This is a genomic window from Pyxidicoccus sp. M6 (assembly GCF_055568925.1).
The window spans coordinates 12558257-12584699 of record NZ_CM145714.1 but is presented as its reverse complement, the minus strand read 5'-3'; the positions used below and the strand labels follow the sequence as shown (position 1 = coordinate 12584699).

General features: G+C 71.2%; 22 protein-coding genes. 7 read left to right on the top strand and 15 right to left on the bottom strand.

Annotated features, from left to right (window positions below; translation table 11 throughout):
* A complete protein-coding gene (locus ACVTJA_RS49645) occupies nt 1-582 on the top strand; it encodes an imm11 family protein (protein ID WP_465831576.1) in 582 nt (193 codons plus the stop codon).
* 47 nt (nt 583-629) lie between these two features.
* Here ACVTJA_RS49645 and ACVTJA_RS49640 read toward each other — a convergent pair whose 3' ends face one another.
* Nucleotides 630-5099 carry a galactose-binding domain-containing protein gene (locus tag ACVTJA_RS49640; protein WP_465831574.1) on the bottom strand — a complete coding sequence of 1490 codons (4470 nt, stop codon included), beginning with the start codon at nt 5097-5099 and terminating at the stop codon, nt 630-632.
* A 347-nt stretch (nt 5100-5446) separates the two neighbouring features.
* Entirely contained in the window at nt 5447-6103 is a 657-nt protein-coding gene (gene msrA / locus ACVTJA_RS49635; protein ID WP_465831573.1) for a peptide-methionine (S)-S-oxide reductase MsrA, read from the bottom strand.
* A gap of 125 nt (nt 6104-6228) precedes the next feature.
* Between msrA and ACVTJA_RS49630 the strand changes: the two genes are divergently transcribed.
* A complete protein-coding gene (locus tag ACVTJA_RS49630; protein WP_465831571.1) occupies nt 6229-7872 on the top strand; it encodes a Sapep family Mn(2+)-dependent dipeptidase in 1644 nt (547 codons plus the stop codon).
* Nucleotides 7873-7929: 57 nt separating this feature from the next.
* On the opposite strand, the gene ACVTJA_RS49625 is transcribed toward ACVTJA_RS49630, so the two are convergent.
* Nucleotides 7930-9972, bottom strand: a complete 2043-nt coding sequence (locus ACVTJA_RS49625) for an ATP-binding protein (RefSeq protein ID WP_465831569.1) — start codon at nt 9970-9972, stop codon at nt 7930-7932.
* A gap of 307 nt (nt 9973-10279) precedes the next feature.
* Between ACVTJA_RS49625 and ACVTJA_RS49620 the strand changes: the two genes are divergently transcribed.
* Together ACVTJA_RS49620 and ACVTJA_RS49615 are read left to right on the top strand one after the other, a co-directional pair.
* A complete protein-coding gene (locus ACVTJA_RS49620) occupies nt 10280-11242 on the top strand; it encodes an ornithine cyclodeaminase family protein (RefSeq protein ID WP_465831567.1) in 963 nt (320 codons plus the stop codon).
* Entirely contained in the window at nt 11239-12576 is a 1338-nt protein-coding gene (locus tag ACVTJA_RS49615) for an MFS transporter (protein ID WP_465831565.1), read from the top strand. Before ACVTJA_RS49620 ends, ACVTJA_RS49615 begins: the two co-directional genes overlap by 4 nt.
* A 33-nt stretch (nt 12577-12609) precedes the next feature.
* Here the strand turns inward: ACVTJA_RS49615 and ACVTJA_RS49610 are convergent, their stop codons facing one another.
* Nucleotides 12610-12852 carry a hypothetical protein gene (locus ACVTJA_RS49610; protein WP_465831563.1) on the bottom strand — a complete coding sequence of 81 codons (243 nt, stop codon included), beginning with the start codon at nt 12850-12852 and terminating at the stop codon, nt 12610-12612.
* 390 nt (nt 12853-13242) lie between these two features.
* Between ACVTJA_RS49610 and ACVTJA_RS49605 the strand changes: the two genes are divergently transcribed.
* Both ACVTJA_RS49605 and ACVTJA_RS49600 read left to right on the top strand, forming a co-directional pair.
* A complete protein-coding gene (locus tag ACVTJA_RS49605; RefSeq protein WP_465831561.1) occupies nt 13243-15183 on the top strand; it encodes a glycoside hydrolase family 15 protein in 1941 nt (646 codons plus the stop codon).
* 96 nt (nt 15184-15279) lie between these two features.
* The gene (locus tag ACVTJA_RS49600) at nt 15280-15573 is read left to right on the top strand and encodes a hypothetical protein (protein ID WP_465831559.1); all 294 of its coding nucleotides are present in this window, start codon (nt 15280-15282) and stop codon (nt 15571-15573) included.
* 6 nt (nt 15574-15579) lie between these two features.
* On the opposite strand, the gene ACVTJA_RS49595 is transcribed toward ACVTJA_RS49600, so the two are convergent.
* The 3 genes from ACVTJA_RS49595 to ACVTJA_RS49585 all read right to left on the bottom strand — a co-directional run bounded on the left by ACVTJA_RS49595 (nt 15580) and on the right by ACVTJA_RS49585 (nt 18166).
* On the bottom strand, nt 15580-16260 hold the full coding sequence (locus ACVTJA_RS49595; protein WP_465831557.1) for a hypothetical protein: 681 nt from the start codon (nt 16258-16260) through the stop codon (nt 15580-15582).
* A gap of 99 nt (nt 16261-16359) precedes the next feature.
* Nucleotides 16360-17286 carry an NmrA/HSCARG family protein gene (locus ACVTJA_RS49590; RefSeq protein WP_465831555.1) on the bottom strand — a complete coding sequence of 309 codons (927 nt, stop codon included), beginning with the start codon at nt 17284-17286 and terminating at the stop codon, nt 16360-16362.
* Nucleotides 17287-17488: 202 nt separating this feature from the next.
* Entirely contained in the window at nt 17489-18166 is a 678-nt protein-coding gene (locus ACVTJA_RS49585; RefSeq protein WP_465831554.1) for a hypothetical protein, read from the bottom strand.
* 224 nt (nt 18167-18390) lie between these two features.
* On the opposite strand from ACVTJA_RS49585, the gene ACVTJA_RS49580 reads away from it, so the two are divergent.
* Nucleotides 18391-18996: a hypothetical protein gene (locus tag ACVTJA_RS49580; protein WP_465831552.1), complete on the top strand. Its 606-nt coding sequence runs from the start codon at nt 18391-18393 to the stop codon at nt 18994-18996.
* A gap of 6 nt (nt 18997-19002) precedes the next feature.
* On the opposite strand, the gene ACVTJA_RS49575 is transcribed toward ACVTJA_RS49580, so the two are convergent.
* The 8 genes from ACVTJA_RS49575 to ACVTJA_RS49540 all read right to left on the bottom strand — a co-directional run bounded on the left by ACVTJA_RS49575 (nt 19003) and on the right by ACVTJA_RS49540 (nt 26441).
* Complete coding sequence (locus tag ACVTJA_RS49575) at nt 19003-19404, bottom strand: DUF2203 family protein (RefSeq protein ID WP_465831550.1); 402 nt, start codon at nt 19402-19404, stop codon at nt 19003-19005.
* 57 nt (nt 19405-19461) lie between these two features.
* Nucleotides 19462-20355, bottom strand: a complete 894-nt coding sequence (locus tag ACVTJA_RS49570; RefSeq protein ID WP_465831548.1) for a hypothetical protein — start codon at nt 20353-20355, stop codon at nt 19462-19464.
* 149 nt (nt 20356-20504) lie between these two features.
* A complete protein-coding gene (locus tag ACVTJA_RS49565) occupies nt 20505-21671 on the bottom strand; it encodes an alkaline phosphatase PhoX (RefSeq protein ID WP_465831547.1) in 1167 nt (388 codons plus the stop codon).
* A 221-nt stretch (nt 21672-21892) separates the two neighbouring features.
* Nucleotides 21893-22387, bottom strand: coding sequence for an endonuclease V (locus ACVTJA_RS49560; protein WP_465831545.1), 495 nt, complete (start codon nt 22385-22387; stop codon nt 21893-21895).
* Between the two features lie 75 nt (nt 22388-22462).
* Nucleotides 22463-23773 (bottom strand): DUF1444 domain-containing protein, encoded by a 1311-nt coding sequence (locus tag ACVTJA_RS49555; protein ID WP_465831544.1) that lies wholly within the window; start codon nt 23771-23773, stop codon nt 22463-22465.
* Nucleotides 23774-23833: 60 nt separating this feature from the next.
* Nucleotides 23834-24550 carry a c-type cytochrome gene (locus tag ACVTJA_RS49550; protein WP_465831542.1) on the bottom strand — a complete coding sequence of 239 codons (717 nt, stop codon included), beginning with the start codon at nt 24548-24550 and terminating at the stop codon, nt 23834-23836.
* Nucleotides 24547-25803, bottom strand: a complete 1257-nt coding sequence (locus tag ACVTJA_RS49545) for a YncE family protein (protein WP_465831541.1) — start codon at nt 25801-25803, stop codon at nt 24547-24549. Before ACVTJA_RS49545 ends, ACVTJA_RS49550 begins: the two co-directional genes overlap by 4 nt.
* A complete protein-coding gene (locus ACVTJA_RS49540) occupies nt 25800-26441 on the bottom strand; it encodes a hypothetical protein (RefSeq protein WP_465831539.1) in 642 nt (213 codons plus the stop codon). The genes ACVTJA_RS49545 and ACVTJA_RS49540 overlap by 4 nt, the downstream gene beginning before the upstream one ends.
* Between the last annotated feature and the right edge of the window lie 2 nt (nt 26442-26443).

The following is a 26443-nucleotide window of genomic DNA, read 5'->3' as shown; positions in this document are numbered from 1 at the left end:
ATGCAGCGCGACTACTTCGTCATCGAGCGTGCTGTGTCCAACGTCCACCCGCTGCTCGGTTGGGACCAGAGCGGGAGCGCTTTCTACAAGGGGACGGCTGTCACGCTCGGGGAGCCCATCCGGCTGCGACTGCGCGAGCCGGTTCCCTTCAGGCCCATCATGGTGGACCACCATGCCCTGCCGAAACCGGTCTTCTCCAACCGTCTCAAGGACGTGTTGGTGGACCTGCATCTCTTCCGTGCGCAGCTCGTGCCCGCGGACGTGAAGGTCAAGGACGATGTGCTGCGATACTGGCTGCTGCATGTCTTCAACGAGATTGGCTGTGTGAATCGGGAGAGCTCGCTGCTCTCTGTCGATGACGAGGATGGGACCATCCTGGGAATCGACAGGCTCGTGCTCGATGAGGCGGTGCTCGCGGATATTCCCGAGGCGGAGCGCCTCGTCTTCGTGCTGGCGGAAGCCACGCCCGTGCACCTCTTCCATCGCACGGTGGTGGACAGGGTGATGGGCCTCACTCCTCCACCAGAGGGGCTGCGCTTCATTCCCGTGTCAGAGTGGAACGACTCCGCTGCATTCCGCTGAGTGGAGGGCGGCCGCCTCGGTAGCGGCCGCCCCCGTGTCACCCGCTGCTACTTCGTGAAGGTGATGGGCCCGTTGGACTGCGTGCTGTTGCCCGCGCCGTCCACGGCCCTCACCCGCCACGTGTGGCTACCGGCATTCAGCCCCGTAATGGAGAGCTGCTCCGTGCCCACGCCGTACACCTCGAGCTCCCACAGCGAGTAGCCGTAGCCCGTCGCGCGCTGCACGCCACGCATGCGCACGTAGCGCCCGACGCCGCTCAGGCTGGTGAGGTCGTCCTCGCCGCCGTCACCCGCCGTCACGCTGCGCAGCGTCTGCCAGCCCGTGCTCCCGTCGAGCGACGTCTCCACCACGTACTGCTTGCCGTACGCCGCCTCCCAGCTCAGCCGCACGCGCTTGATGGAGTACACCGCGCCGAGGTCCACGGTGATGGACTCCGTGTCCGGGCTCGCCGTGTCGTTGCGGCTGGACCAGCGCGTGGCCGCGTTGCCGTCCACCGCGTCGTTCGGACTGCCGAACTCGTTGGACGTCGCCGCCACGTTCTTCCCCAGCGCCAGGTTCGTCGTCGTCCCTACATACGCATGCGGCGTCGCAGTGGGCGAGCGGTCCGTGCCGTCCACGTTGAGCACGTACTGCGACACGCCCGCGCCCACGTCCGTCGTCTGCTCCCAGATGAACGTGGTAATCGCCCCCGACACCGTCGAGCCCGCCGCCGGCACCAGCGCCGTGAAGGCCGCGGGAGGCGCGGTGTCGTTCATCGTGAAGGTCGCCGTGGCCGACGTCGTGACTCCGCCCGCCCAGTTGTACGCCTTCACGAACCACGTGTGCGCCCCGTTGCCGATGGCCGTGCTCGTGAGCGACGCGGACGGCGTCCTCACCGTCGCCACCGGGAACGGGTTGCCGTCCAGGTATACCTCGTAGCGGTGGATGCCCGTCTGCGGGTCGCTGCTCGCCGTCCACGTGAAGGTCGGCTTCGTCGTAATCGTGGAGCCCGGCGCCGGCGTGGTGAGCGTGAAGGCCGTGGGCGGCGTCGCGTCCACCAGCCCGAAGCCCTGGATGCCCGCGCCGTACTGGAACAGCGGGTTGCCGTAGATGGGCTGAATCGCCTGGCCCGCCGCAATCTTCTGGCGAATCTCCGCGCGCTGCGCCGCCGTGGCGCCCAAATCGAACGGCAAATCCCACTGCTCCAACTGGCCGCTCTCCACGTCGGTGCCCACCTGGTCCATGCCACGAGGGAGCTGCCACGGCAGCATGCCGCGCGGGAAGACGTCGCCGAAGAGCACGTCCGCCACGGCCGGGCCTCCGGAGTCGCCGGGCCGGTACGCCACCAGCAGCGCGTTGGTCTGCGGCACCACGTTGGTCAGCACATACGGGCGCGGGAGGATGAGCACCGTCGTCGTGGGGATGTTCTGCGCCTTGAAGCCGGTGATGATGCCGTACTGGTTGCCCCACTTCGCGTCGTGCGCGGGGCCGATGGGGTCGCCCGGCAGGTAGGGCTTCTCCTTGTCCCACTCGGTGCCGTGGGTGAAGTAGCTCTCGCCCACCACGACGATGGCCGCGTTCGGCGTCACGCCCGCGGGCGCGGCGTCCTTGTAGACGGTGATGCCCGCCGCCTCCGCGCGCTGCTTGATGGCCTGGTAGATGGTCAGGTCCCCGAACTCCGTGCCGTGGAAGTCCGAGCGCCACGTCACCATGCAGGACGGGTCATCCGCGCGCGGGCCGGCGACGACAATCGACGAACCGGCTGCCAGCCGCAGCGGCAGGGCACCATCGTTCTTCAGCAGCGTCATCGCGTTGGCCGCCGCACGACGCACCAGCGCCTTGTGGTCCGCCGTGTGCCACTGCGAGGTGCCGCCGGGGCCGCCCCGGTACGGGTCCTCGAAGACGCCCATGCGGAACTTCAATTCGAGGATGCGACGCGCGGCCTCTTCGATGCGCGATGCGGAGACTTCGCTCTCGAACGTGCCCATCTGCGTCGGCGTGGCGCCGCCCATGACGTCCGAGCCCGCGTTGGCCGACCGAGACCACGCGCCCGACGGCAGCCAGTCCGAGCAGATGACACCCGTGTACCCGAGCTTCGTCCGCAGGTAGTTGATGATGCTCGGGTTGTCACCCGAGCCATAGCCCTCGGGGCCGAGCAGCCAGCTCCCCGCGTAGCCCGGCATGATGCCGCTGGTGCCGGCCTCGAGCGCCGCGTGCCACGGACGCATGTGGTAGTGGATGGTGGTGCCGTCGTAGGTGATGCCGGCCTCACCGCCCGCGCCCTGGCCCGGCCAGTGCTTCGTCGTCACCCAGATGGAGTGCGGATTCACCTCGGGGCCGCCTTGCAGGCCCGCGATGAGCGCGCGGGTGAGGCCTGCCGCCAGGTCCGCGTCCTCGCCGTTGCCCTCCTGGATGCGCGGGTAGAGGACCTTGGTGCCGACTTCGGCCAGCGGCGACAGCGTGCCGCGGCTGCCCACCGCGAGCTGCTCGCGGCGCTGCATGTCGCCCAGCTCGTAGACGGTGTCCAAGTCACGGGAAGCGGCGAGCGCCGGCTGGGTGGGCCAGCTCGTCTTGTAGCCGTGGATGGTGTCGCCCGCGTCGATGTGGGGGATTCCCAGGCGCGTGGCGGCGGAGGCCTTCTGGAAGTTGACGATGTCCTGCGGGCTCAGTGGGCCCATCATGAAGCCGGCCTCGGGCACCGTCTTCGCGTCGTAGAACATCTGCAGCGCCTTCTCGTGCAGCGTCATGCGCGACATGAGGTCGTTGACGCGCGTGGCGATGGGGTTGTGCCAGTCCTCGTACGGCTCAATCGTCCCGTTCTTGTTGAGGTCGCGGATGCCGTTGATGAGCGGCACCGCGTCCGCCACCGTCTCTACCACCGGCAGGTACACGGAGAAGGTGCGCAGGTCGGAACGGCTGGTGCCGCCGCTCGGCAGCGTGGCCACGACGTACCACTTGTACGTCCAGCGGTCCGGCAGGTCCTCGGTCAGCGTCCACGACGTGGCCGTGGTGGTGGTCATCAGCGTGTAGCGGTCCAGCAGGCTGCCCGGCGCCATCCAGTCGTAGTCGTTGCGGCTGATGTTCAGGTAGACCTTGTAGTTCGTCGCGCCGGTGACGGCCGCCCACTGGAGCGTGGGGCGGCGCGTGTTGGTAATCATCGCGCCGTTGGCGGGTGCGGTGACGGCGAAGGCTCCGGAGACGGGCGGCGGCGCGGGAGCCACGTACGGGTCGGGGATGATGGTGCGGTCTCGCCCGTCGGGGCCCGTGCCCGTGGAGTAGATTTCCACCTTCCACTCGGCGCCCTGCACCGCGAGCGCGGAGACGGACTGTCCGCGCTGCACCACGCCGTTGGAGCTCGTGACGACGAGCCGGATGTCCGTGTTCGGCTGCGTGGGGGAGAACTGGTTCTTCGACATCGTCACCGTGGTGTTCGGCGCGAAGGTGATTTCGTAGGTGAAGGGCCCGGGCGGGTTGCGCACGGAGGGCGTGGTGTTGCCCTCCTCGGGCGTGGGCGTGACGCTGATGGGCGCGGGCGAGACGTTGATTTTCGCGTAGGCCAGCTCGGGGAACATGAGCTTCACCGTCTGGTTCGTGGTCTGCGGGGGCGGGTCGGTGGGGCCGCCGCCGGGCGCGTACACCTCGAAGGACCAGAGCGAGTAGCCGTAGCCGGTACCGCGCTCGATTCCGCGCATGCGCACGTAGCGGGCGCTGCCTGAAACAGTGGTCTCCTTGATGCCCGCCGCGCCGTTGCTGACGGTGGGCGCGAGCGCCGTCCAGTTGGCGTCGTCGTTGGAGCCTTCAATCACGTACGTCTTGCCGAACGCGCCCTCCCAGTTGAGCACCACCTTGCCGAGCTGCTGCACGGAGCCGAGGTCCACGCGAATCCACTCCGCGGCCGTCGGCGCCGAGGACCAGCGCGTGTTGACGTCTCCGTCGAAGGCGTACTGCGCCGCGAGGCCCGGGGCATTGGTCTCCACGCTGGACGCGGTGGCGGGCCGGCCCTTCGCGAGGTCTCCCGTGACGGCCGAGCCGCCGTACACCGCGAGCTCCCACAGCGAGTAGCCGTAGTCCACCGCGCCGCGCACCTGGCAGAGGATGCGCACGTAGCGGCCGGTGGCCGTCAGCGCGAGGTCATCGGTGCCGCCGTCGCCGTCGGTGACGACGCGCGCGTTCTGCCACGTGTTGCCATCCGTGGAGACCTGCACGGTGTAGCCCTTGCCGTACGCCGTCTCCCAGGTGAGCACCACGCGGCCGATGGTGGTGGAGGCTCCGAGGTCGACCTGAATCCACTCGCTGGTGGTGAAGGCGCTGCCCCAGCGCGTGTTGGGGTTACCGTCCACCGCGTAGCTGCCGGGGAGGCCTGCTTCACTCGTGGACGTCGTCACCGGCTTGTTGAGGGCCAGGTTGACGGTGCCCACCTGCGCCTGCGCGGACGGCGCGAAGGCCACCACACCCACTGCCGCGATGACCGCGCACGCACGGGCCAGCCATTGGCGGGCACCGTGCGCGCGTTGCTCGCGAGGAGTCGGCACATTCATGGGGAAAAGCGGGCCGCTGGAGAAAGTGGGGGAGGGGACACCGGAACGACTGTCGAGGAGGAACTGCGTCCGAGCGGTCCATTCCTTTCTGGATGGGATTCTAATTGTTCGGACTGTGGACAAAGTCAAACCGAGTCGTGATAACGCGGTAAGTCACGTGTTTCATGCGAGTGTGGACGCATGTGAAGACGCAGCGCGGCTGCACTTGCACCGTGCTGCTGGTGACTTCGAGTTGCAGGGAGGTGATGCAGGGCGGCGGGCGCTGCTCATTCATGAGCGCGCCACACGCACGCCGGTGAGACACCGGGAGCCCTCCTCGCGAGAAGGCTCCCGGGATGCAGCAGGACTCAGGCCCTGACGCCCACGCCGACGGGGCAGCTCACGCCGGTGCCGCCGATGCCGCAGTAGCCGTCCGGGTTCTTCTCCAGGTACTGCTGGTGGTAGTCCTCGGCGTAATAGAACGGCGGCGCGGGGAGGATTTCCGTCGAAATCTCACCGTAGCCCTTCGCCTTCAGCGCCTGCTGGTACGCGTCGCGGCTGGCCTCGGCGGCGCGCTTCTGCGCCTCGCTCGTGAAGTAGATGCCGGAGCGGTACTGCGTGCCCACGTCGTTGCCCTGGCGCATGCCCTGCGTCGGGTCGTGGTTCTCCCAGAAGACCTTCAGCAACTGCTCGTACGTCACCTTCTTCGGGTCGTAGACGACGCGCACCACCTCGTTGTGGCCCGTCAGGCCGGAGCACACCTCGCGGTAGGTGGGGTTGGGCGTCAGTCCTCCCGCGTAGCCCGCCGCGGTGCTGTACACACCGGGCGTCTGGTAGAACTTGCGCTCCACGCCCCAGAAGCAGCCCATGCCGAAGACGGCTTCCTCGAAGCCCTGCGGCACCGGGCCCTTGAGCGGGGTGCCGAGCACCTCGTGCTTCGCGGGGACGGGCATCTCTTCCGACCGGCCGGGCAGTGCCTCGTCGGGGCCCGGCATCCTCAGCTTCTTCGTGGGGTTGAAGAACATGCCCCAGGAATAGCGACCTCGGCGCCCGGTTTCACCCCCAGACGGAGCAGGCGGCCGGCCGGCGGGTCAATGGCCCGTGCCGCGGGTGGGCCGCCCTGTGTCCCTGGACTACGGTGTCCCCCCACATGCGCACACGACTGACCGCCGCTCTCCTCTGCGTCCTCCCCTCCCTGACCTTCGCCGCCGCCACCAAGGACGCGCGCTGCCAGGGCACGCCCAAGGCCCGCGCCGCCCGCTTCTCGGAAGGCGCCATGAAGGGCACCCCCGCCGCCGAGCGCTATGCCGCCTACGTCCAGGCCTGCGCCCTCGACGAGGTGGTGGAGCTGACCAAGCAGCTCGTCCGCTTCCAGACGGTGAGCAGCGAGGTACCCGCCGCGAAGAGCCCCGCCATCGCCGACATGGGCCGCTTCCTCCAGAAGTGGGCCAAGGCGCACGGCATGACGTACCGCGCAGTGGGCACCAACGACGTCTTCGAGCTGTCCTGGGGCGAGGGCGCGCCGCACCTCGGCCTCGTCTTCCACGGCGACGTGGTGCCCGCGCCCGCGCACGAGTGGAAGAAGCCTCCCTTCGAGCCCTACGTCCAGGACGGCCGCCTCTACGGCCGCGGCGTCGAGGACGACAAGGGGCCGCTGGCGCAGGCGCTGGTGGCGCTCGACTTCGCGCGGCAGCTGGGCCTCAAGCCGCAGGGCCGCGTGCTCGTCATCGTCGGCAACGGCGAGGAGAGCGACTGGTCCGGCATGCAGAAGTACGCGTCCTCCGAGCCCAAGGCCACGCACGTCATCTCCGTGGACTCCAACTACCCCGTGGTGGCCGCGCAGTCCGGCTTCGTCGCGTGGAGTCTGGCGGCGCCCGTCGGTGAGTCCGTGAAGGACGCGAAGGCCACGCTGCGCGCGGTGGACGTCGCCGGCGGCGAGTTCCTCACCCAGGTGCCCGGTGCCTCCACGCTGAAGCTCGCGCCCTCTGCGGGCCGCACCGTCGAACAGGCGCTGGCGGACGTGCAGGCGGCCGTCGCGGCGGAGAAGGGCGCGCGCGCTTCGCTCGAGGCGGACGTGAAGCGCGACGGCGACACCGTGGTGCTCACCACGCACGGCAAGGCGGTGCACGCGTCCATCGCCGACGAGGGGCACAACGCGATGTGGGACCTGGCCGCCGTGGCCTCGCGCCTGCCGCTGGAGGACAACGGCATCTCCGCGATGCTGCGCGTGGTGGCCCGCCGCTTCGACGGCGACCACTTCGGGCAGAAGCTGGGCGTGGCGTACAAGGATGACGGCCTCATGGGCTCGCTCATCGCCGCGCCCACGGTGCTGCGCGTGAAGGACGGCAACGTCACCCTGGGCGTCAACATGCGCCGGCCGCAGGGGCAGGACGCCGCGACGTTCAACGCCGCGCTCGACAAGGCGGCGAAGCGGGTGGGCGAGGACTCCGGTGGCCGCGTGAAGGAGGACAGCAAGGGCCGCTACGTGGGCGACGCGCACGTGGCGGACACGTCCGGCACGCTCGTCACCACGCTGCTCGACATCTACAAGCGCCACAAGAATGCCCCGGATGTGAAGCCCGGCTCCGTGCGCGGCGGCACCTACGCGCGCCTGTTCCCCAAGGGCGTGGACTTCGGGCCCGGCTTCCCCGGCGAGCTGTACACCGGCCACGCGCCGGATGAGTCCATCTCCCTGGAGAGCCTCGATGCCGGCACGCGCATGCTCGCCGAGGCCGTGCACACGCTGGCGCTGACGCCCGCGGCGCAGGAAGGCGCGAAGCCCGCTACGAAGTAATGGGAGGCCAGGGCCCCGCTCAGGTGAGCGGGGCTCGCTGGCCGGTGCGTGTCCAGCTCACACGCTCGGGGGCATGCGCGGCCAGTGCACGGTGAAGGTGGTGCCTTCTTCCACCGTGGAGCGCACCTCCACGCGGCCGCCGTGCACGGCGGCAATCTGGCTGACGATGTAGAGCCCCAGCCCCAGGCTGCGCTTCTGCTTCGCCGCGTCCTGCGGGCCCGCGTGCGTCTTGAACGGGTCGAAGATGCGCGCCCGCAGCTCGGCGGGAATCGGGTCGCCGAGGTTGTGCACCTCCAGCACCACCTCGTCGGGCTCGCCTCGCACCACGGTGCGCACCGGCGCTCCCTCCTGCCCGTGCTGAATCGCGTTGGCCACCAGGTTGCCCAGCACCTGCGACACCCGGTCCGGGTCCCACTCTCCCCAGGCGTCGCCCTGCGCCTCGAAGACGAGCTGCCGCTCCGGGTGGCTCACCTGGAGCTCCTCCAGCGTGGCCTGGCACACCTCGGCCAGGTTCATCCGCTGGGGCGACACCGGAATGCCGCCGCCCAGCCGGCTGCGCGCGAAGTCGAGGATGTCGTTGATCATCCGCCCCATGCGCGCGGTGGCCTTGCGGATGCGGTCCACCGCGCGCCGCTCCGGCGGGCCCAGCACCTCCGTGCGCGAGAGCTGGAAGGCCGACGCGTTGATGGCGTTGAGCGGGTTGCGCAAGTCATGCCCCAGCACCGCGAGGAGCTGCTCGCGGAAGTCCACCGCGCGCTGGAGCGTGGCCTCCGCCTGCTTGTGCTCGGTGATGTCCACCACGGTGCAGCCCAGGCCCAGCACCTCGTCCATGACCGTGCGCACCGGATAGAAGCTGGCCTGCCACGTGCGGCCTCCGCCCCGGGGCTCGGACGGGGGCAGGCCGAACTCGAACGAGAGCACCGGCTCGCCCGTCTCCAGCGCGCGGCGGAGGATGGGCTCAATCAGGTCCGCAATCGCCTTCGGTTGGATTTCGCGGAACGAGCGGTCCTGGTGCTCGGCCAGGGGGATGCCGTTGATGTCCGCCATGGCCTGGTTGAGGCGCACGTAGCGCAGCTCCGCGTCCAGGAAGGCGATGCCCATGGGCGTGGCCGCCAGCAGCGCGTTGAGCTGCGCGAGCGAGCGCTGCGCCTCCACGCGCGCGCTGCGCTCATCCGCCTGCAGTCGCGCCTGGACGAGCCAGGCCGTGGCCCGCTGGGTGATGCTGCGGAACAGCAGCGTGTCCGGGTCCGAGAAGAGGAAGGCGGTGCGCGAGCCCATGTACGCCACGCCCAGCAGCCGCTCGTCCTCCATCATGGGCACGCCGTAGACGGCGCGCAGGCCCGGAGTCTTCAGGTGCGGCATCACCACGCGCGGGTCCGAGGAGGCCGAGCGCAGGGCCTGCGGCTTGCGCGTGGTGGCCACCTGGCCCATGAAGCCCTCGTCCAGCCGCAGGGAGCAGCCGAGGGCCACGTCCGCCCCCAGTCCCACCGCGGCGCGCACCACCAGCCTGTCTCCCTCCACCATCATCACCGCCGCCGCGTCCACCGCGAGCGCGGACTCCATCAGCACGGTGAGCAGCCGTATCAGCAGCGCCTCCACGCTGGGGTTGTCCAGCGTGGCCTGCGTCATCCGGTCCAGCGCCTGGAGGATGCGCTGACGGGCCTGCGAGAAGCACGTCATGGTGCGCGTGACGACGCGGTCCAGCGCCTCCTCCAGCCGCTCCAATTCACCCGGCGCCAGCCCCCGTGGCTCCTGCTCCAGCCGTCGCAGGATGCACTTGCGCAGGAGCGCGTACTCGGCCGCCACCTCGCCCAAATCAAAGCCCTGGTCCAGCCGAATCACCGCGTGCTCGTCCCAGAGCTCGGTGCCGAGCCCCTCGGGGCCGTGCTCGATGACCTCGGCCAGCGCGAGGAGCAACTCCGGCATGTGGTCCATCAGCCAGGAGTGTCGCTCCGAGTGGTCCGCGTGGAGCGCGTGCATCCCCTGCTCCCAGTCGGACAGCAATGCCGAGCGGTGCTGCCGCAGGAAGTCCGCGGCGCGGAGCGTCCTCGCCCCACCGGGCTCCTCTTTATTCACGGAGCGTGCATCCGGCTCCAGCATTGCCGACCTCCCGAGGCCCTGCCCGCCCTCGCCACCTCCGCCTCAATGTTGGGCACGCCCTGACGCTCGTGCCTTGCCCTCACGTCCCAATGAAGGCGCACTCCCGGGCGCCATGCCGGGCCGCCGCCGCCCTTGCTTCCGGCACGGCGCCCGCCGGGGCTGGCTGCCACTCCCCTCGGGGCGAGCCGCCTTCGTGCGGTGTGTACCTTCGTACAAGCTTCACACCGTCGACCGGCGTGCGCTTCTCCCGTGCGAGGTGCACGGGACGCTGTAGGGACGGCGCCGCTGGCGTTAGGTTGGGTGGAAGATGCGCACCCTCCTGCTGACCCGCTCCGATGTGTCCCGCAACCTCCAGGCGCTCACCCTGCTGGAAGACCTGCGTGAGGCCTTCCGCACTGATGCCCTCGCCCGCACGGTGGTCCCGCAGCGCGCCCGCGCGCCCCTGCACGCGGAGGGCACCGCGATGGTGCTCTTCCCCGGCAGCCTGCCCGGCATCCCCGCGTACACGGTGAAGGTGCACGCGAAGTTCCCCGGGCAGACGCCGGCGATTCGGGGCGTGGTGCAGCTCCACGATTTGGGCACGGGCGCGCTCATGGCCATCATGGACTCCGGGCACCTGACGGCGGTGCGCACGGGCGTGGTGGGGGCCCTGTCGGCGGACGTGCTGGCGCGGCCGGACGCGAGCCGCGTGGCGCTCATCGGCGCGGGGCGGCAGGCGGTGCTGCAGCTCAAGTCGCTGCGGCTGGTGCGCTCGCTGGACCACGTGCGCGTCTATGACTCGGAGGCCGACCGCGCGCTCAGCTTCGCCACGCGCATGTACAAGGAATTGAGCCTGCCGGTGCGCATGGAGGAGTCGGTGGCGGACGCGGTGGCGGACGCGGACATCGTGGTGACGGCGACGTGGAGCCGGATTCCCTTCCTGCAGCCCGGCATGCTGCGGCCGGGCACGCACGTCATCGCCCTGGGCGCGGACGAGCCGGGCAAGGCGGAGCTGTCCGCGGAGCTCTTGAAGCAGTCGCTCTTCGTGGTGGACCACCGGGGGCTGGCCTCGAGCAGCGGCGCGGCGGGCAACGTAGGGCTGGGCGAGGACGCCATCCACGCGGAGCTGGGCGAAATCATCGCGGGCCTCAAGCCGGGGCGCACGTCTCCGGAGCAGGTGACGGTGTTCGGCGCGGTGGGGCTGCCCTTTCAAGATTTGGCCGCCGCGTGGCACGTGTACCAGGCGGCGCAGGCCGACGACGCGGTGCAGGGCATGGACTTCGACGCATGAGGGCCTGGGACGCGCTGCTCACGCGCATGGGGCTCACCCGGCCGGAGCTGCGCGCGTGGGCGCTGTACGACTGGGCCAACTCCGCGTACGTCACCACCGTCATCGCGGTGGTGTTCCCCCTCTACTACGCGTCCGTGGTCTCGGAGGGATTGCCGCGCGACGTGGCCACCGCGCGCTTCGCCACCGCCACCTCCGTCGCGCTGGCCGTGGTGGCGCTGCTGTCACCGGTGCTGGGCGCGCTGAGTGACACGGCGGGACGCATCAAGCCGCTGCTGGGCGGGTTCCTCGCGCTGGGCGTGGCGTGCACGGCGGGGCTGGCTGGAGTGGGGCGCGGCGACTGGGCGTGGGGGTTGGTGTTGTTCGGCCTGGGCAACATCGGCGTGACGGGGAGCCTCGTCTTCTACGACGCGCTGCTGCGGCACATCGCCCGGGATGACGAGCTGGACCGGGTGTCCACCGCGGGCTACGCGCTGGGCTACCTGGGCGGAGGGCTGCTGCTCGCGCTGCAACTGGTGGTGCTGCTGCAGCCGCGCTGGTTCGGACTGGCGGACGCGGCGGCGGCGTCTCGCGCGGCGTTCCTCTCCGTGGCGGTGTGGTGGGCGGGCTTCTCGGTGCCGCTGTTCCTGCGCATTCCGGAGCCCTCGCCCTCGCCCTCGAGCGACGGGCGGGAGCGGCGGGTGTCGCTGCGAGGCACCTTCGTGCAGTTGGCGGAGACGCTGAAGGGGCTGCGCCAGCACCGCGAGGCGCTGCTGCTCCTGGTGGCGTATCTGCTCTACAGCGACGGCATCGGCACCATCATCCGGCTGTCGACGCTGTATGGGACGGAGCTGGGGATTGGTCGTGGCGCGCTGATTGGGGCGCTGCTGATGACGCAGGTGGTGGGCGTGCCGTGCGCGGTGTTGTTCGGCAAGGGGGCGGCGCGGGTGGGAGCGAAGCGGGCGCTGATGCTGGCGCTCGCGGTGTACGTGGGGGTGACGTTCCTCGGGTACTTCATGCACACGGCGGCGCACTTCTTCGCGCTGGCGCTGGGCGTGGGCATGGTGCAGGGCGGGAGCCAGGCGTTGAGCCGCTCGCTGTTCGCGCAGATGGTGCCGCGCAACCGGGCGGCGGAGTTCTTCGGCCTCTTCAGCGTCTTCGAGAAGGTGACGGCGGTGTTGGGCCCGCTGGTGTTCGCGGCCACGGTGGAGCTGACGGGCTCCAGCCGGCAGGCGGTGCTGTCGCTGCTGCTCTTCTTCGGCGCGGGGGCGGCGGTGCTGTGGCGGGTGGACGTGGAGGCAGGGCGGCGCGCGGCTCGCGAGGCGGAGGCGCGCTCGGGGTGGAGCGGGGCGCCGTAGCGGCACGGCGCCCCGTGGAGACGGACTCCGGCGTCACTGGTGGATGGGAGGGACTTCCCGGGGCGCGGCGAAGAGGCTGTCGCGTCCGTGGTTGAGGATGACCTCGCCGTGAACGACTTCGCGCACGTCGTCGATGGAGACGGCGAAGTCATGGTGGCGGAAGAGCCCCTTCTCCACGATGAGCTCCCTGTCCGTCATGTCGATGATGCGGCCGATGGTGTGGCCGTCATTGCCGCGAACCTTCATGCCCTTGTGGATTTCCGACCGGTTGAACATCGTTGGCTCCCCGGGGCCGTGAAGGGCAGGCCCCTGCGAAAAAGCTGGCGTGTGCTTCCACGCAGTGCAGCGGGCATGCGGTGTGGCGCTCCAGCGAGTCCCCTCGCGGCGGCACGGCGGCGCATGGCCCTGCTCCTTCCCCGGGGTACGGGCAGGGCGGGCATCGCTGCGTCCGTCCCTCCCTCGCATCGAGGAAGCAGGCAGGCGGCCATCCCGTGACGCTCCGTCGCTGAAGCCTCGGCGCGCTTGCACCGGGCGCGCGTCAGCCCCATCGGTGAAGGGCGGAGGACCGGGCGAGGAACCATCGGATGCCGGGCCTTCCGCCCGTGGGGCGCGGGCGCGGGCCGGCGCCTCCCCCACGGTCCTTGTCGATTCGAGAGGGGAGTGCGGATGGCCCGCATCGCCGACTACGCGCTCCTGGGGGACTGTCACTCCGCCGCGCTCGTGGGGAAGGACGGCTCCATCGACTGGGCCTGCTTCCCCCGCTTCGACTCACCCTCGGTGTTCTGCCGCATCCTCGACATCCGCCGGGGCGGCAGCTTCGGCGTCGCTCCCGAGGGGCGCTTCCACTCCACGCGCTCCTACCTGGAGGACACCAACGTCCTCATGACGACGTTCCGCACGCCGCGCGGCGTGCTCGAGGTCGTCGACTGCATGCCCGTCTTCCCCGGCGGCGCGAGCGGCACGCACGTGGGCACGCGCCATGCGCTGCTCCGGCGCATCCGGTGTCTCGCCGGCGAGGTCATGGTCCGCGTCGTGCTCACCCCGCGCTTCGAGTACGGCTCCTTCGTCCCGCGCATGCGCCTCACGTCATGGCGCACCGCCGAGGTGGTGGGCGGCGCGGACGCGCTCTGGGTGACGACGACGCATCCGCTGGTGGCCCGCGAGGACGCGCTGCGCGCGCGGTGGAAGCTGTGCGCGGGAGACGAGGCCTGGGTGGAGGCGGCGTGGACGCCGTCCTTCGTCGAGCGCTCTCCCGCGGACGCGCCGGACCGCGCCACCTTCCGCCAGCGGCTGGAGGACACGCTCACCTTCTGGCGCACGTGGATTTCCCGCTGCGCGTACACCGGAGAGCACGTGCGCGCGGTGCGGCGCTCGGCGCTCACGCTCAAGGCGCTCACGTATGCGCCCACGGGCGCGCTGGTGGCCGCGCCCACCACGTCGCTTCCGGAGGAGCCCGGCGGCGTGCGCAACTGGGACTACCGCTTCACCTGGCTGCGGGACACCTCGCTCACGCTCATCTCGCTGCTGGTGATGGGCTACCGCGACGAGGCGGACGCCTTCCGCCACTGGCTGCGGCGCACCAGCGCGGGGCGCGCGACGGACGTGCAAATCATGTACGGCATCCAGGGCCACCGCCTGCTGCCTGAAATCGAGCTGACACACCTGGAGGGCCATGCCGGCGCGCGTCCGGTGCGCATCGGCAATGGCGCCGTGAAGCAGCTCCAGCTCGACGTGACGGGCGAGTTCCTCGAGGCGGCGTGGCTGTACGCGCGCGCGGGGGGGCTGCTGTCGACGACGAACTGGGACTACCTGTCCTGGCTGGTGGAGGAGGTGTGCCGGCGCTGGCGACTGCCGGACCAGGGGCTGTGGGAGATTCGCGACGCGCCCCGGCACTTCGTCCACTCGAAGCTCCTGTGCTGGGTGGCGTTGGACAGGGCACTGCGGCTGGCTCGCGCGCGGGGGCTGCCGGCGCCGCTGACGCGCTGGGCCCGGGAGCGCGCGGCGCTGCGGCGCTTCCTGCTGGAGTGCGCGGAGGGCGGCTGGTTTCCACAGGCGCGCGGCTCGGGCGCGGCGGATGCGTCCACGCTGCTGGTGCCGGCGCTGGGCTTCCTGCCGGTGGCGCACCCGCTGGTTCAGCGCACGGTGCGGGTGGTGCGCGAGCGGCTGGAGTCCGACGGGCTGCTGTACCGCTACCACACGCCGGACGGGCTCGCGGGCGGAGAGGGGATGTTCCTGCTGTGCTCGTTCTGGCTGGTGGACGTGCTGGCCCACGCCGGCCAGCGGGACGAGGCGGAGGCGGTGCTCGCGCGGCTGTTGCGGCTGGGCAACGACGTGGGGCTCTACGCGGAGGAGGCCGTGCCCGGCACCGGCGAGGCGCTGGGCAACTTCCCCCAGGCCTTCACGCACATGGCGCTGGTGTCCTCGTGCGCACAGCTCTCCGCCATCGCCGCCAGCGCGCGGCGTCCCTCTCCCGATGAGGCGTATGACTTCGCCAGCTTCGCGCTGGACGCGGTGCTCGCGCGCAGGGCGCTGCGTACGGAGCGGGCGGCCGGGACGGTCCCCGGCTTCCTGCCGGGGCTCATGGAGGACGCCACGGTCCAAGACTGAGGCCCGGCCGGCTGCCCTCCATGCATCCAGGCGTGGAGGGTGCTTCCGCCTGCTGGGGCCATGGGGCGTGCCCATCTTCGCCCCGTGGAGGTGTCTATGGTCGTCGGCTTCTTGGCGTCGCGGACGGGGCGGTGGCTCCGCATCGTGACGGGCGCTGGGATGGTGCTGGGAGGGCTGACCTCGGGGACGTCGCGCGGCATGGCCGTGGCGCTCGCGGGGCTGCCGCCGCTCATCACCGGCGTGTTGGACATTGTCCCCCTGGCCGCGTTCTTCGGCCTGCCGATACACGGCGAGGAGCTGCGCCGCGAGCTGGGCATGACGGAGGAGACGCCGCTCCTGGACGGGCTCCAGCGCCCGGCCACGCGAACGACGCCCATCACCATCCACTGACGCGCGTCACTCCTTGCGGACCTGGAAGGGGATGTCGAGCGCGCCGAACGGCTCATGGGTGCTGTCATCCACGAGCCGGGCCTGGAGCACGACCTGGCTCTCTCGCTCGGACACGCCCTGGAAGTAGAGGAAGCCTTCCACCCGGCCTCCGTCGACGAGCGTGCCCTCGGGCAGTGCCTTCGCGAGCATGTCCGGCGAGGGCAGCGGCTCCACGCACTGCCGGCCGGACGTGTTCGGGTAGTAGGGGCCGTACGAGCCCACGAAGGGGTTGTGCGGGTCGACCTGCCGGTACGCCCCGGCACCCATGTCCAATGACCCGCCGGGTCCCGAGCCGCCCATCCCCGTGCCTCCGCTCGGGCTCAGCAGCAGCGGCGGCACCGCGGCGTACTGGAAGCGCGACTCGCCGCCGACGAGGGAGAAGGCGCGGTACTCGAGACGCAGCGGCCGGCCGCTGTGGTTCTCCAGGCGGACGAGCACCGGCATGAGGCTGCGCTCCAGGTGCTCCGGCTCGCCCTTCCACGCGTTGCCGGACGCCACCATGACGACTCCGGCAGACTCAGCCCTCGCGGCGTCCTTCACGCCCTCCTGCGGTTGGGCCTCGGACGCGGGGCGCAGCCGCGCCTCCGGGATGCAGCCCGAGGCGACGAGCAGCGCCGCGGTGACGAGCCGGATTCCTCGCATGGGCATGGGACTTCCTCCTCGTGTGAAAGGTAGGAAGCCGCGCGGTGGAGCGGGGGCCCGGAGCGCCCGTCCACCCGAGCCCCGAGGCGCCCGGGCGTGGAGCCCTCAGTGGCTGGTGCCCGGCACGGGCTCCGCGGCCGCGTGGGGCCAGGCGGGCGAGGTGAGCGCGCTCCAGTCCTGCCCGCGCGCCCAGTCCTCGAAGGTGTGCCAGCGAACCTCCGGGTACGAGTGCCGCAGCGTGAGGATGTCCGAGTGGTAGCCCACCCTGTCCAGCCACTCCCACATGGCCGCGAGGTCCTCGCTGCGCTCGCGCAGGAAGTCCAGCGGGAGCTGCTCGTAGTGGATGCGGTGGCCGCTCACCATGGACAGCAGGCCCACGGCCTGCTGTCCCGTCACCTCGTCCGACGCGACGTCGATGCGCTCCTCGAGGAAGCGGTCCGGCTCCTCCAGCACGCGCACGGTGAAGGCGGCCAGGTCATCCAGCGCCACCATCTGCAGGCCGTGCGTGGGCGGCAGGCCCATGGCGAGCACGCCCGCCTTCAGCCCCTTCTCGAACATGGGGCTGGTGAAGTTCTCCATGAAGAAGGTGGGCCCGAGAATCGTGTACGGCAGGCCGCTGCGGCGCACGTGCAGCTCCACGCGGTGCTTGCTGTCGAAGTGGGGGATGCCCGTCCTTCGGTCCGCGCCGGCCACCGACGAGTACACGTAGTGCCGCACGCCCGCCAGCCGCGCCGCGTCCGCCAGGTTGAGGCCGTGGCGGATTTCCGTCTCCACGCCCGCCTCGAAAGGCGTGGCCATGGCGTACATGGCGTCCATGCCCTGCGCGGCGAGCGCAATCGCATCCACGTTGTCGAAGTCCCCCACGGCGAGCTCGGCACCCATGGACCGCAGCTCCTCGGCGGCGGGAGAGTCCGGGTTGCGGACGAAGGCGGTGACGCGGTGGCCGCGCTTCAGGAGCTGACGGGCCACGGCGCCGCCCTGCCGGCCTGTGGCGCCGGTGACGAGCACGGAGCGGAAGAAAGCCATGGGCATGGTGCGAACCTCGGGCGATGGATGTGGGGAAGTTGGGGACGGCGGCGCGCGGTGGCGAGCACGGGCGGGCAGGCTGCACGGACTCCGGCCTGAGAGCGGCGGGCAGGAGGGCAGGCGGGGCGGCTGTCATGCCCGGACAGGCCCCGGCCGTGCTCCCCTTCACCCACGCGAAGGCTCGCGCGGATTCGCGAGCCTGTGGGCTTCAGCGCTTCTTGCCCGTGGGCTTCTCCGCCTTGGCGCCCGTCTTGGACTTCTCCGCCTTGCTCTTGCTGGCGCGGACCTCCTTCGCGAAGGCGGCGGCGCGCGCCAGGCCCTTGCTGCCGGTGGACAGCGCCGTGCCCACCACGCGCCCGAGCAGGCCCTGCTTCTCGGTGGCCTCGGTGCGCTTCGCCGGGGCGCTGGTGCGCTCGGCCGCCGGCTCCGCGCGCGTCGTCTTCTTGCGCGCCGTCTTCGCCGTCACGTGCTCCCCGGCGTCCGCCCTGGCCGTCCGGGTGATGGGCTTCGCACGCGGCATGGTGCTGGTGCCCTCACGCGCCGTCTTGCCTGTGCGCGCCGTCTTCGCGGTGGCGGTGCCGGCGCCCTTCTTCGCGGCGGCCTTGCGCGTACCCGCCGGGCGCTTCGTGGCCGCCTTGGCGCGGGCCTCCTTCTTGGCCCGGGCCGCGCGGCGCTCCTGGAGGCGCTTCACCGTCTCCGCGTGCGCCATGCCGTAGTGGATTTCACCCTGGTGCGCGCCGGGGATGGTGTCCGGCTGCTTCTCCGACAGCTCGCTCTTGAGCGGCTTCTGCTTGTCCTCGTCATTGCTGAGCCGGCCCGGTGTGCCGATAGCGGCCTGCATCGGCTTCTTGGCTTGGAAGTGGTCGAAACTGTATGGCCTGGGCATCCCGCTCTCCTCGTGTCGTGTGCCGCGCGCGCTCGCGCGCTTTCCGCACAAGGTAGGGACCCTCCCGGCAAGAGGGCAGGTGTCCCGCGCGGTCCGGATGCCCCGAGCTGCGAGCATGCGGACACTCGGCACCGCGCGCAGCGGCCCGTATGCCGGCGCTCTGTCCGGAATCAGAAGCGACGGCACCACTCCGGCCCTCGCGCGTGCCATGGTGCCGGCCACCTATGAGCAAGCGCGACAAGCCGCAGGAATCGGAGCTGGTGGCCGCCGCACAGGCCCTCGACGAGGGACTGGAGCGCTTCGAGGCCCTCTCCGAGCAGCTCCAGAAGGCCCCCCTCGAGTCCGAGAAGCACCTGGAGCGGGCCTCCGCCACCCTGAAGAGCCTGGCCGACATGGACGACCAGCTCCGTCAGCGCGTCACCGCGCTCGTCGGAGCCATCTCCAAGGTGCGTGACAGGCAGCAGACCCAGGCCGAGGCCGTCCACCAGCGCGCCCAGGAGCTCCAGTCGCGCACCGAGGTCTTCAAGGACCTGCTCGTGCGCTACGGCAACCTGGGCCAGAGCGCGGGCGAGCTGAACGTGCAGATGCAGCAGTTCGCCCAGCAGCGCCAGCAGGCGAAGACGCCCGAGGAGAACGCCGCGCTGGCGACGACTTTTCAGGCGCTGCAGGAGCGCATGACCCAGGTGGCCGACGAGGCGCAGGCGCTGGGAGAGGCCGCGGAGGAGAAGGAGTTCCACGACGTGGCCCGGCAGGCCGACTCGCTGCGGCAGCAGTTGTTGTCCGCGCGCAACAAGATGGGCCTGCTCCAGAAGAGCTTCGGCGGGAGCTGAGGGCCGTCAGCTCAGCCAGGTGGGCGCGAAGTCGTCCGGACTGTCGATGGGGCGCCGCCCGGCGAAGCCGTCCTGCAGCTCGTGCCAGTGGGTGACGGCGGGCTCGCCGAAGCGCCAGCAGAGGAACACCGGGTCATCACCCCGGTGCGCGCGGAAGTCCACGAGCCCGTCGGCGCCCTTGATTTCGAGGCCCATCTCCGTGAGCTGGAGCAGCTCGCCGCGGATGCGCTCCACCAGGGCGTCGCGCTCCTCGCGCAACGAGTCGAGCTGCACGCCGGGGGTGCTCCCGTCCGAGCCGAGGGTCTCCGCGAGCTGCTGCGCCCGCTCCACCCACGGGCGGACGCGCTCGAAGGTGCGGGTCAGCAGCGGCACCAGCCGGTTGGCCTCTTCCACGCTGAAGTAGCGCATTGACCGGAAGCATGCCGCCTTCGGGCCTGCCGCCGCCACTGTTCACGGACGGTTGCGTCAGCCGCGCTTCAGTGAGGCGAGGTTCTCCGCGAGCCAGCGCTGTGCCGCGTCACGCAAGGGGAAGGCCGCCTCGCGCTCGAGGAAGTCCGGGGTATGCCCGGGGGCGCAGCGGCCGTCCTCGTCGGTGACGGAGGCATCCGGCCCGGCGAGGTCCGCGTGCAGCATGGCGTGGAAGACGAGGTAGTCCACCACGAAGGCCGGGACGTGCGGCTTGTCGAGCGCGGGGTGGATGCGGATTTCACGCCGCCGCGAGTCGTAGCCACCCAGATGGATGCTGCGGCGCCGGGCCCGGCCGGGCTTGCGCGCCCATCCGACGTCTACGCGCACGCGGTTGTCGAAGTGGGCGGCATTGAGGCGGGCGGAGAGGGCGCGCAGGTCGAAGCACTTCCCGCGCGAGCGCAGGGGCTTGCCGGGCTGGCGCTCGCGGCGCACGAGCCCGCTGCGCGAGTGGGCGTAGGCTTCGAGCACCTCGCGAGCGCCGGCGTCATCGCGGCCCACGTAGCGAGCCATGGCGTGGACGACGGCGTCCGGTGCGCTGAGGAAGAGGTGGTGCACGCGCAGGCGCAGGCCCTCGGGGCTCCGGCGGAAGCTGACCAGCGTGGCGAGGTTGTCCGTGAGGCGCAGGTGCACGGGGACGCCGAGCAGCGACGACAGCCGCCGCGCCAGGTCCGAGGCCAGTGGCACCGCGTCCTCACGCACGGGGAGGCGGTGGTCGGGCGCGGTTTCAGAAGTGTCGGGAGGCGCGGTCTGCTCCGAAGAGGCGGCCACGGTGCGCTCGGGGCGCGCGGAGGGCTCGGAATGAGCAGGGCCATCGACACGCTCGGTGTGCTCCGGGCGCGCCGGTGCCGAAGCGTCGAAGAGGGCGAGCTGAGAGGGCGGGTGCGAGCGCATCCGCCGCGAAAGGTAAGCCTCCCGACGTGAGGTTTCCAGGGCGACGGACGCCCCCCGGGCAGGGGAGCAGGGCGTCCTGTTCGGAAATGTCGGGGGTTTTGCGCGCGAAATGTCCCGACATTTCCGAACAGGACGCCCCCGCGCCCGCCTCACGCCGCCCGGGTGCGGAACGGCCCCGTCACCTCGAAGGTGATGCCGCGCCCGTCGATGCCCCGCTGCGAGCTGAAGTACAGGCGCCGTCCATCCGGGCTGAAGGCCGCGCCCGCCAGCTCCGAGCCGGAGTGCCCCACCACCTGGAGGAACGGCGTCACCTTCCGGTCCGGCGTGAGCAGGCACACCTGCATGTCATCTCCGTCCTCGCAGACGAACACCTCGCGGCCACGCGACACGGTGACGTTGTCCACGCCCATCAGCGGCGAGCCCGGGTAGCGTTCCGCGTCGTACAGCACCTCCAGCCGCCCGGCGGCGGGCATGAGCGCCCAGACGCGGTTGTCCCGCTTGGTGGTGAAGTAGACGACGCCTCCGTCGTACCAGCACCCCTCGCCGCCGCGGAACACCGTCGTCTCGCTCGCGGCGGGCTGCTCGGACGCGGGCGCCTCCGGAGACACGCGCACCCAGTCCACCTTCGCGCCCTTGAAGACGTCTCCGACGACGCGCGCGGCCTCCAGCGTGCCCGACTCCAGTGAGGGCCACTTCGCGGGAGTGAAGCGGTAGAAGCGTCCGTCCGACGTGTCCTCGGTGAGGTACAGGCGCCGGCCCACCGGGTCCACCGCCACGGCTTCGTGCGTGAAGGTACCGAGCGCGGGCCGCATGACTCCCTGTCCGGGACGTGACGGGTCGCATTCCCAGACGTGGCCGCGCGGATGCTCCTCGCAGGACAGCCACGTGCCCCAGGGCGTGGGCCCGCCGGCGCAGTTGACGTCCGTGCCGGAGAGGATGCGGTAGGCGTCCTTCAGCTCGCCTCCAGGACCGAAGCGCACCGCGGACACGCCGCCGTCGGGAGAGGTCTCGCTGTTGGACGCGTAGACCCAGCCGCCGTCCGGCATGCGGAAGCAGGCGCCGCCGTCCGGAGCCATGTGCCACGGATGGCGCGAGCCCGGCACCACGTCTCTGCTGCGGGCGATGAGGCGGGAGGTGAAGCCGCGTGGCAGCAGCAGCCCGTTCACGTCCGGAGTGCTCGCCAGCAGGCCATAGGGGCCGGGGCCCTCCGCGGGCCGAGGCGGCGTGGCGTAGACGTTCCGCCAGAAGCCGAGGCTGCCCAGGGCGAGCGCACCGCCCCCGAGGGCGGAGAAGCGGAGGAAGTGACGGCGTTGCATGGAGAGGTTGTCGCTCAGGACGCGCCCGCGGGGAAGCCCCCCACGAGGGCACGAGCGAAGTCGTTGCACCGCTGCGCGTCATCCCCGCCTGGTGGGCAGCCAGGGCGTCACGCTCGCGACATGAGGCCATGCGGGAGCCCGCCAGCAGCGCGGCGCCCGGCGGGCGGAACCGGCCAACCGGGCCGCGAGCAGGGCATCACCGCCGAAGCGTGGCGCCCGGCTCACGACTCGCGGCACAGCCGGTCCACCCGGTTCAGCAGGGTGGGGATGCGCGAGGGCCCATGCATGCGTCGCACGCAGTCCGAGGCCGTCGCCGTGTCGATGCCGACGGCGGTGACGAAGAGGGGCCGCAGGCTCTGTCCGCGCAGCACGGGCATGGCGGGGCCGGTGGTGACATAGGCCGTCTTCGCCACGCCGATGACGGGCACGGTGCGGCCCAGCGCTTCGTACAGGTGCGCGCCCAGTCCGGGCCGGTCCTCGCCCAGCCACACGTAGCCGTCGACGACGATGGCCTCCAGCGGCTCCTGCACCAGGCCGAGCACTCGCAACAGGTGCGGCAATTCACGGCGGTAGAACTGGCCCGGCTCGTACGGCGCGGCGGGAGGCCCATGGTCCACCCGGTGCGAGGCCTCCACGCCGTCCGCCCAGTCCCGGAAGAGGACACACGCGGCCACGGTGAGGTCAGCGCGGTAGTCCACATCCAGGCAGGCAAGCATGAAGGTCTCCTCGGGGGCACGGCCCCACATGCCGGGGCCTGACGCGATGACGGTGGGTGGGCTGACTCGGCGGGCTCAGCTGCCGACGTAGTCCTCCAGGTCCACCCGCGCGGCGCGCAGCCGCTCCAGCACCTCCGGCGTGGGCCTCACGGTGGTGCGGTGGCGCGGCGGCCACGTCTCCGGCGCCAGCGTGAGGTGCCCGGGCGCCAGCCGCTCCACGTCCTCCCACGGCACCATGAAGACGTCCTCGGTGCCCGCGTGCACCGCCACCACGTCCGCGCGCGGCAGCAGCGCGTCCACGTCATGGCTCCACACGCACCACGTAATCGGGCGCTGGTCCTTCTTCCGGGCGACGGCGGAGAGCGTGGCGACGAAGACGTCCACGTTCTTCGTCTCGTGCAGCTTGTCGAGCGCCTCCTTCTGCGAGGCGTACTCGGACAGGGCGAGCCGCACGTGTGCCAGCCGCACGCGCTGAGCGAGCGTGTCGTCGCCGGGGCGCAGGTACGGCACCAGGCGGCCCTCGTCACCCACTGTGTAGAGCGCCGGGGTGAGGCGGCGCGTGGCGGCCTCGTACTCGCGCTCGCCGCTCTCGCACAGGCGGGCCACGGTGGCGGGATTCGCGTCCCCGGCGATGAGCACCGTGGCGCGCTCCGGGAGGATGGCGATGGGCCGGCCCTCCACCTTGTCCGCGAAGGACGCGAGGAGCCCCGGGGACAGCAGGCGTGACGTCTCGTACGTGTCGCCCGAGTCGATGGACCAGATGGGGCTCGGCTCGCGGTCGTACAGCTCCACCACGCCGTCCATCCGCAGCTCGCCGAGATTCTCGTACGCCGCGGCGAAGGCCTCGTCCTCGCTCACGCCCCAGTCCTGGAGGTGCCGCCGCTGCACGAACATGGCGGACTCCGGCAGGTCCACCACCAGCAGCTCCAACAGGTAGGGCACCGTGCGCCGCCCCACCAGCTCCCGGTCCGCCTCGAGCTGCGCGAGCTGCGACATGCCGAAGGTGGACGCGCGCAGCACGGGCAACAGGCGCTGCCGAGCGTCCTCCCAGGGATGTGAGTCCGGGCCCTCGTGCCGCAGTGACTTGAGGAAGCGCTGGATGATGAGGGGGCGCGCCTCGGGCGGCACCTCGCGGGTGTCCGCGTAGAGGTTGTCGAGGAACACGCTGCCCTGGCGCCCGTCGCGGGTGAACCGGAGGCCGTAGAGCTCCGGGTGGCGCTCCACCTTCTCCACCCCCGGCTCGGTGCGGAGCACGGCCTCCACCTGCCTCAGGAGGTACTCGCGAGGGTCCATGCTCGGCGCCGCGTCCGCCGCCGGGGCCGGAGCTGGGACGGAAGGCTTCGCCTCCGGTGCCTTCCGTCCGAACAGCCTGCTCCAGAACCCCATGCGTGCTCCCGTGTACGTACCTCGGAGAGGGGCGAGGTTACGCCCCGGACGCGGTGGGTGTCACAGGTCCAGGTACGTGAGCAGCGCGCCCAGGTCCGCGTCGGACAGGGCCTCCAGGCTGTAGGGCGGCATGTTGCCGCCGACGCCGAAGAACTGGCCGTGCCGTACCTTCTCGATGACCACCAGCGAGGGAGGCACGCCGGGGAACACCTCGCCGTAGTCCTCCGTCACCTCGGGCAGCAGCGAGGCCGACTCCGTCAGCCGCCCCGCGCCCGTGTGCAGCTCACCGTGGCAGCCCTGGCAGGCCGCGCGGTAGACCTCCTGCCCGCGAGCCCTGTCGCCTCGCGGCACGTCGGCGGCGTTCTTCACCACCGTCATGGGCAGCGGCCGTGCGTCCTGATTGGGGCTGATGCTGACGAGGTACTCGTAGAGCGCGCGGCTCTGCGGCGAGTCCTCGGGCAGGGGCTGCACGCCGCGCATGAAGCTGACGTAGCAGAAGTTCACCGCGTCCAGCAGGCGCGTCTCGTACCCGCCCCACCAGCGCTTGCGGAAGGCCGAGTCATGCAGCGTGTACCCCGCGTCCATCCGCCCCGCCGGAGCGCCAGGTGTCGTCGCATGGCACGTCGCGCACGAGAAGCTGTTGAACTGGCTCTCCGACAGCTTCGAGTCGTTGAACAGCCGCTCGCCATACTCCGCCGCGGGCACCGGCTCGTCGTCGCCGCAGGCCGCCGCGAGCAGGGACAGCGCCGCGAGCACTCCCAGTCCCGCGCGCCTCATGGCTGCCCCCGCAGGATGCTCACCGAGTCCGGGAAGATGCCCACCTGCACGGTGCCCACCACGGCGCCCCCGGCGAGGTCCACCGCGTGCAACGTGCCCGGGCCCAGGTGGTCTCCCTCGCAGACGACGAGGCCGTACTTGTCGTCCGGCGTCAGGGTGATTTGGTGCACGTTGAGGCAGCCATGCGACGCGAGGTCCACCTCGCGCTCGCGCTGCACGGTGCCCGTCACCGGGTCGATGACCGCGAGCGCGTCCGCGCCCTGGTAGGGCATGTAGAGCGTGCTCCCGTCGGACGTGAAGGCTCCGAACATGGGCGCGCCGCGCAGCCCCGTCACCGTGCGCGTGGCGTCCATGGCGCGCGTGGTGGGGTTGAGCACCTGCACCTGCCGGCTCGCCATGGAGCTGACCCACGCCTCGCCCGTGGTGGGCGACAGCGTGAGCGCGTACGGCTCATGCCGGGGGCTCACCGCCGTGCCGATGCTGGCCGCCACGTTCACCAGCTGCACGCCGGGCGGGCTGGTGGTGAGGTCGACAATCGCCACCTGGTCGGACCAGCACGCGACGTAGGCCGTGCGCTCGTCGGCGGACAGGCGCACCGCGTGCGGCGCGGGGCACACCTCCACCATGCTCCTGCGCGTCATGGTGGCCGCGTCGATGATGGCCATCCGCGCGTTCATCTTGTCCTGGCTGCCGCCCTGCTGCGCCACCTTCACAATCTTCAAGGTGTCGAAGTGCGTCTGGTACAGCGTGCGCCCGTCCTTGCTGACGATGATGTCACCGGGGTTCGGGTCCACGCGCACCGAGCCCATCAGCCGGTTGTCGCGCGCATCCAGCTTGAGGCAGTAGCCGTCCTCTGAGCCGGTGCCGTGCGTGCCATGCGGCCCCGAGCCGCCACCCGGCACGTAGTTGGAGATGCCGACGTAGTAGGCGGCGCCGTCCGGAGCCACCGCCGTGTGGTGCGGCCCCTCCAGCTCCACGGGGTTGAGCCCCACCGGCACGCGCGCCAGTTCCTTGAAGCCGGGCGTGCCCACGGTGTCCAGCTCGATGAGGCTCAGCGTGTCGTCGAGGCTGTTGGTGATGAGGATGCGCCCGCCGGGCCCGGGCGGTGGAACGACGGTTCCTTCCGCCCACGGGTCCGGGTGCGCGTAGTCGATTTCCTCCGGCGGCGTGCGGGCATCTCCGGGGTCCGGGTCCTCACTGCATGCCGCGAGCGCGAGCGCGAGCGCCGGCAGCCACCGGCGGGCCCCGCTCATCGCGCCCCCACGATGTGCACGGTGCGCGGCGTGGCCAGCTTGTACGGGCCCTCGCGCAGGCGGTTCTCCACGAGGTACGCGCTCGTCACCTGGACGGAGAGGTCCTGGTCCACCGCGCCGCGCAGCGTGTCCCACGTGGCCGCGTCGAGCTGCCATTCCAGATTCGAGGTGAGCATCGCCACCGGGCACTTCTGGCCCGGCACCGTCACCTGCACCCAGTAGATGTCACCGGTGAAGGGCGGCAGGTGCGCCTCGGCCGAGGGCAGAATCAGGTTCCCCAGCCGCGCCAGCAGGGAGCGTCCCTCGCGTGGGCGCGCGGGGAGCGACGGCGCGGCGGGCTCCGAGCCCGGCACGAGCGACGCAATCGGCGACGTCCAACGCCACGTGGGCGCCGCCTCGGTGGTGACGTACTGCTGCCCTTCGGTGGGAGACTCCAGCGTCACCGACTGCGTGCTGGCCGTCGCCTTGCTCTGGGCGTCCACCATCGCGCGCCACGCCTCGTCGGTGGCATCGCCGCCGTAGAGCGGCTCGCCGCACTCGTCGGTGTCCGTCTCGTCGTCATTGTCGCAGGCGGGAGTCAGCGCCAGCAGCGCGGCCGAGAGGGACGTCCACAACAGCTTCCGGGAGATGTTCTTCATGG

What these genes read in the sequence shown, in the direction of transcription:
- ACVTJA_RS49645 (WP_465831576.1), top strand. Translation starts at nt 1, where the DNA reads ATGCAGCGCGACTACTTCGTCATCGAGCGTGCTGTGTCCAACGTCCAC.
- ACVTJA_RS49640 (WP_465831574.1), bottom strand. Translation starts at nt 5,099, where the DNA reads ATGAATGTGCCGACTCCTCGCGAGCAACGCGCGCACGGTGCCCGCCAA.
- msrA (WP_465831573.1), bottom strand. Translation starts at nt 6,103, where the DNA reads ATGTTCTTCAACCCCACGAAGAAGCTGAGGATGCCGGGCCCCGACGAG.
- ACVTJA_RS49630 (WP_465831571.1), top strand. Translation starts at nt 6,229, where the DNA reads ATGCGCACACGACTGACCGCCGCTCTCCTCTGCGTCCTCCCCTCCCTG.
- ACVTJA_RS49625 (WP_465831569.1), bottom strand. Translation starts at nt 9,972, where the DNA reads ATGCTGGAGCCGGATGCACGCTCCGTGAATAAAGAGGAGCCCGGTGGG.
- ACVTJA_RS49620 (WP_465831567.1), top strand. Translation starts at nt 10,280, where the DNA reads ATGCGCACCCTCCTGCTGACCCGCTCCGATGTGTCCCGCAACCTCCAG.
- ACVTJA_RS49615 (WP_465831565.1), top strand. Translation starts at nt 11,239, where the DNA reads ATGAGGGCCTGGGACGCGCTGCTCACGCGCATGGGGCTCACCCGGCCG.
- ACVTJA_RS49610 (WP_465831563.1), bottom strand. Translation starts at nt 12,852, where the DNA reads ATGTTCAACCGGTCGGAAATCCACAAGGGCATGAAGGTTCGCGGCAAT.
- ACVTJA_RS49605 (WP_465831561.1), top strand. Translation starts at nt 13,243, where the DNA reads ATGGCCCGCATCGCCGACTACGCGCTCCTGGGGGACTGTCACTCCGCC.
- ACVTJA_RS49600 (WP_465831559.1), top strand. Translation starts at nt 15,280, where the DNA reads ATGGTCGTCGGCTTCTTGGCGTCGCGGACGGGGCGGTGGCTCCGCATC.
- ACVTJA_RS49595 (WP_465831557.1), bottom strand. Translation starts at nt 16,260, where the DNA reads ATGCCCATGCGAGGAATCCGGCTCGTCACCGCGGCGCTGCTCGTCGCC.
- ACVTJA_RS49590 (WP_465831555.1), bottom strand. Translation starts at nt 17,286, where the DNA reads ATGCCCATGGCTTTCTTCCGCTCCGTGCTCGTCACCGGCGCCACAGGC.
- ACVTJA_RS49585 (WP_465831554.1), bottom strand. Translation starts at nt 18,166, where the DNA reads ATGCCCAGGCCATACAGTTTCGACCACTTCCAAGCCAAGAAGCCGATG.
- ACVTJA_RS49580 (WP_465831552.1), top strand. Translation starts at nt 18,391, where the DNA reads ATGAGCAAGCGCGACAAGCCGCAGGAATCGGAGCTGGTGGCCGCCGCA.
- ACVTJA_RS49575 (WP_465831550.1), bottom strand. Translation starts at nt 19,404, where the DNA reads ATGCGCTACTTCAGCGTGGAAGAGGCCAACCGGCTGGTGCCGCTGCTG.
- ACVTJA_RS49570 (WP_465831548.1), bottom strand. Translation starts at nt 20,355, where the DNA reads ATGCGCTCGCACCCGCCCTCTCAGCTCGCCCTCTTCGACGCTTCGGCA.
- ACVTJA_RS49565 (WP_465831547.1), bottom strand. Translation starts at nt 21,671, where the DNA reads ATGCAACGCCGTCACTTCCTCCGCTTCTCCGCCCTCGGGGGCGGTGCG.
- ACVTJA_RS49560 (WP_465831545.1), bottom strand. Translation starts at nt 22,387, where the DNA reads ATGCTTGCCTGCCTGGATGTGGACTACCGCGCTGACCTCACCGTGGCC.
- ACVTJA_RS49555 (WP_465831544.1), bottom strand. Translation starts at nt 23,773, where the DNA reads ATGGGGTTCTGGAGCAGGCTGTTCGGACGGAAGGCACCGGAGGCGAAG.
- ACVTJA_RS49550 (WP_465831542.1), bottom strand. Translation starts at nt 24,550, where the DNA reads ATGAGGCGCGCGGGACTGGGAGTGCTCGCGGCGCTGTCCCTGCTCGCG.
- ACVTJA_RS49545 (WP_465831541.1), bottom strand. Translation starts at nt 25,803, where the DNA reads ATGAGCGGGGCCCGCCGGTGGCTGCCGGCGCTCGCGCTCGCGCTCGCG.
- ACVTJA_RS49540 (WP_465831539.1), bottom strand. Translation starts at nt 26,441, where the DNA reads ATGAAGAACATCTCCCGGAAGCTGTTGTGGACGTCCCTCTCGGCCGCG.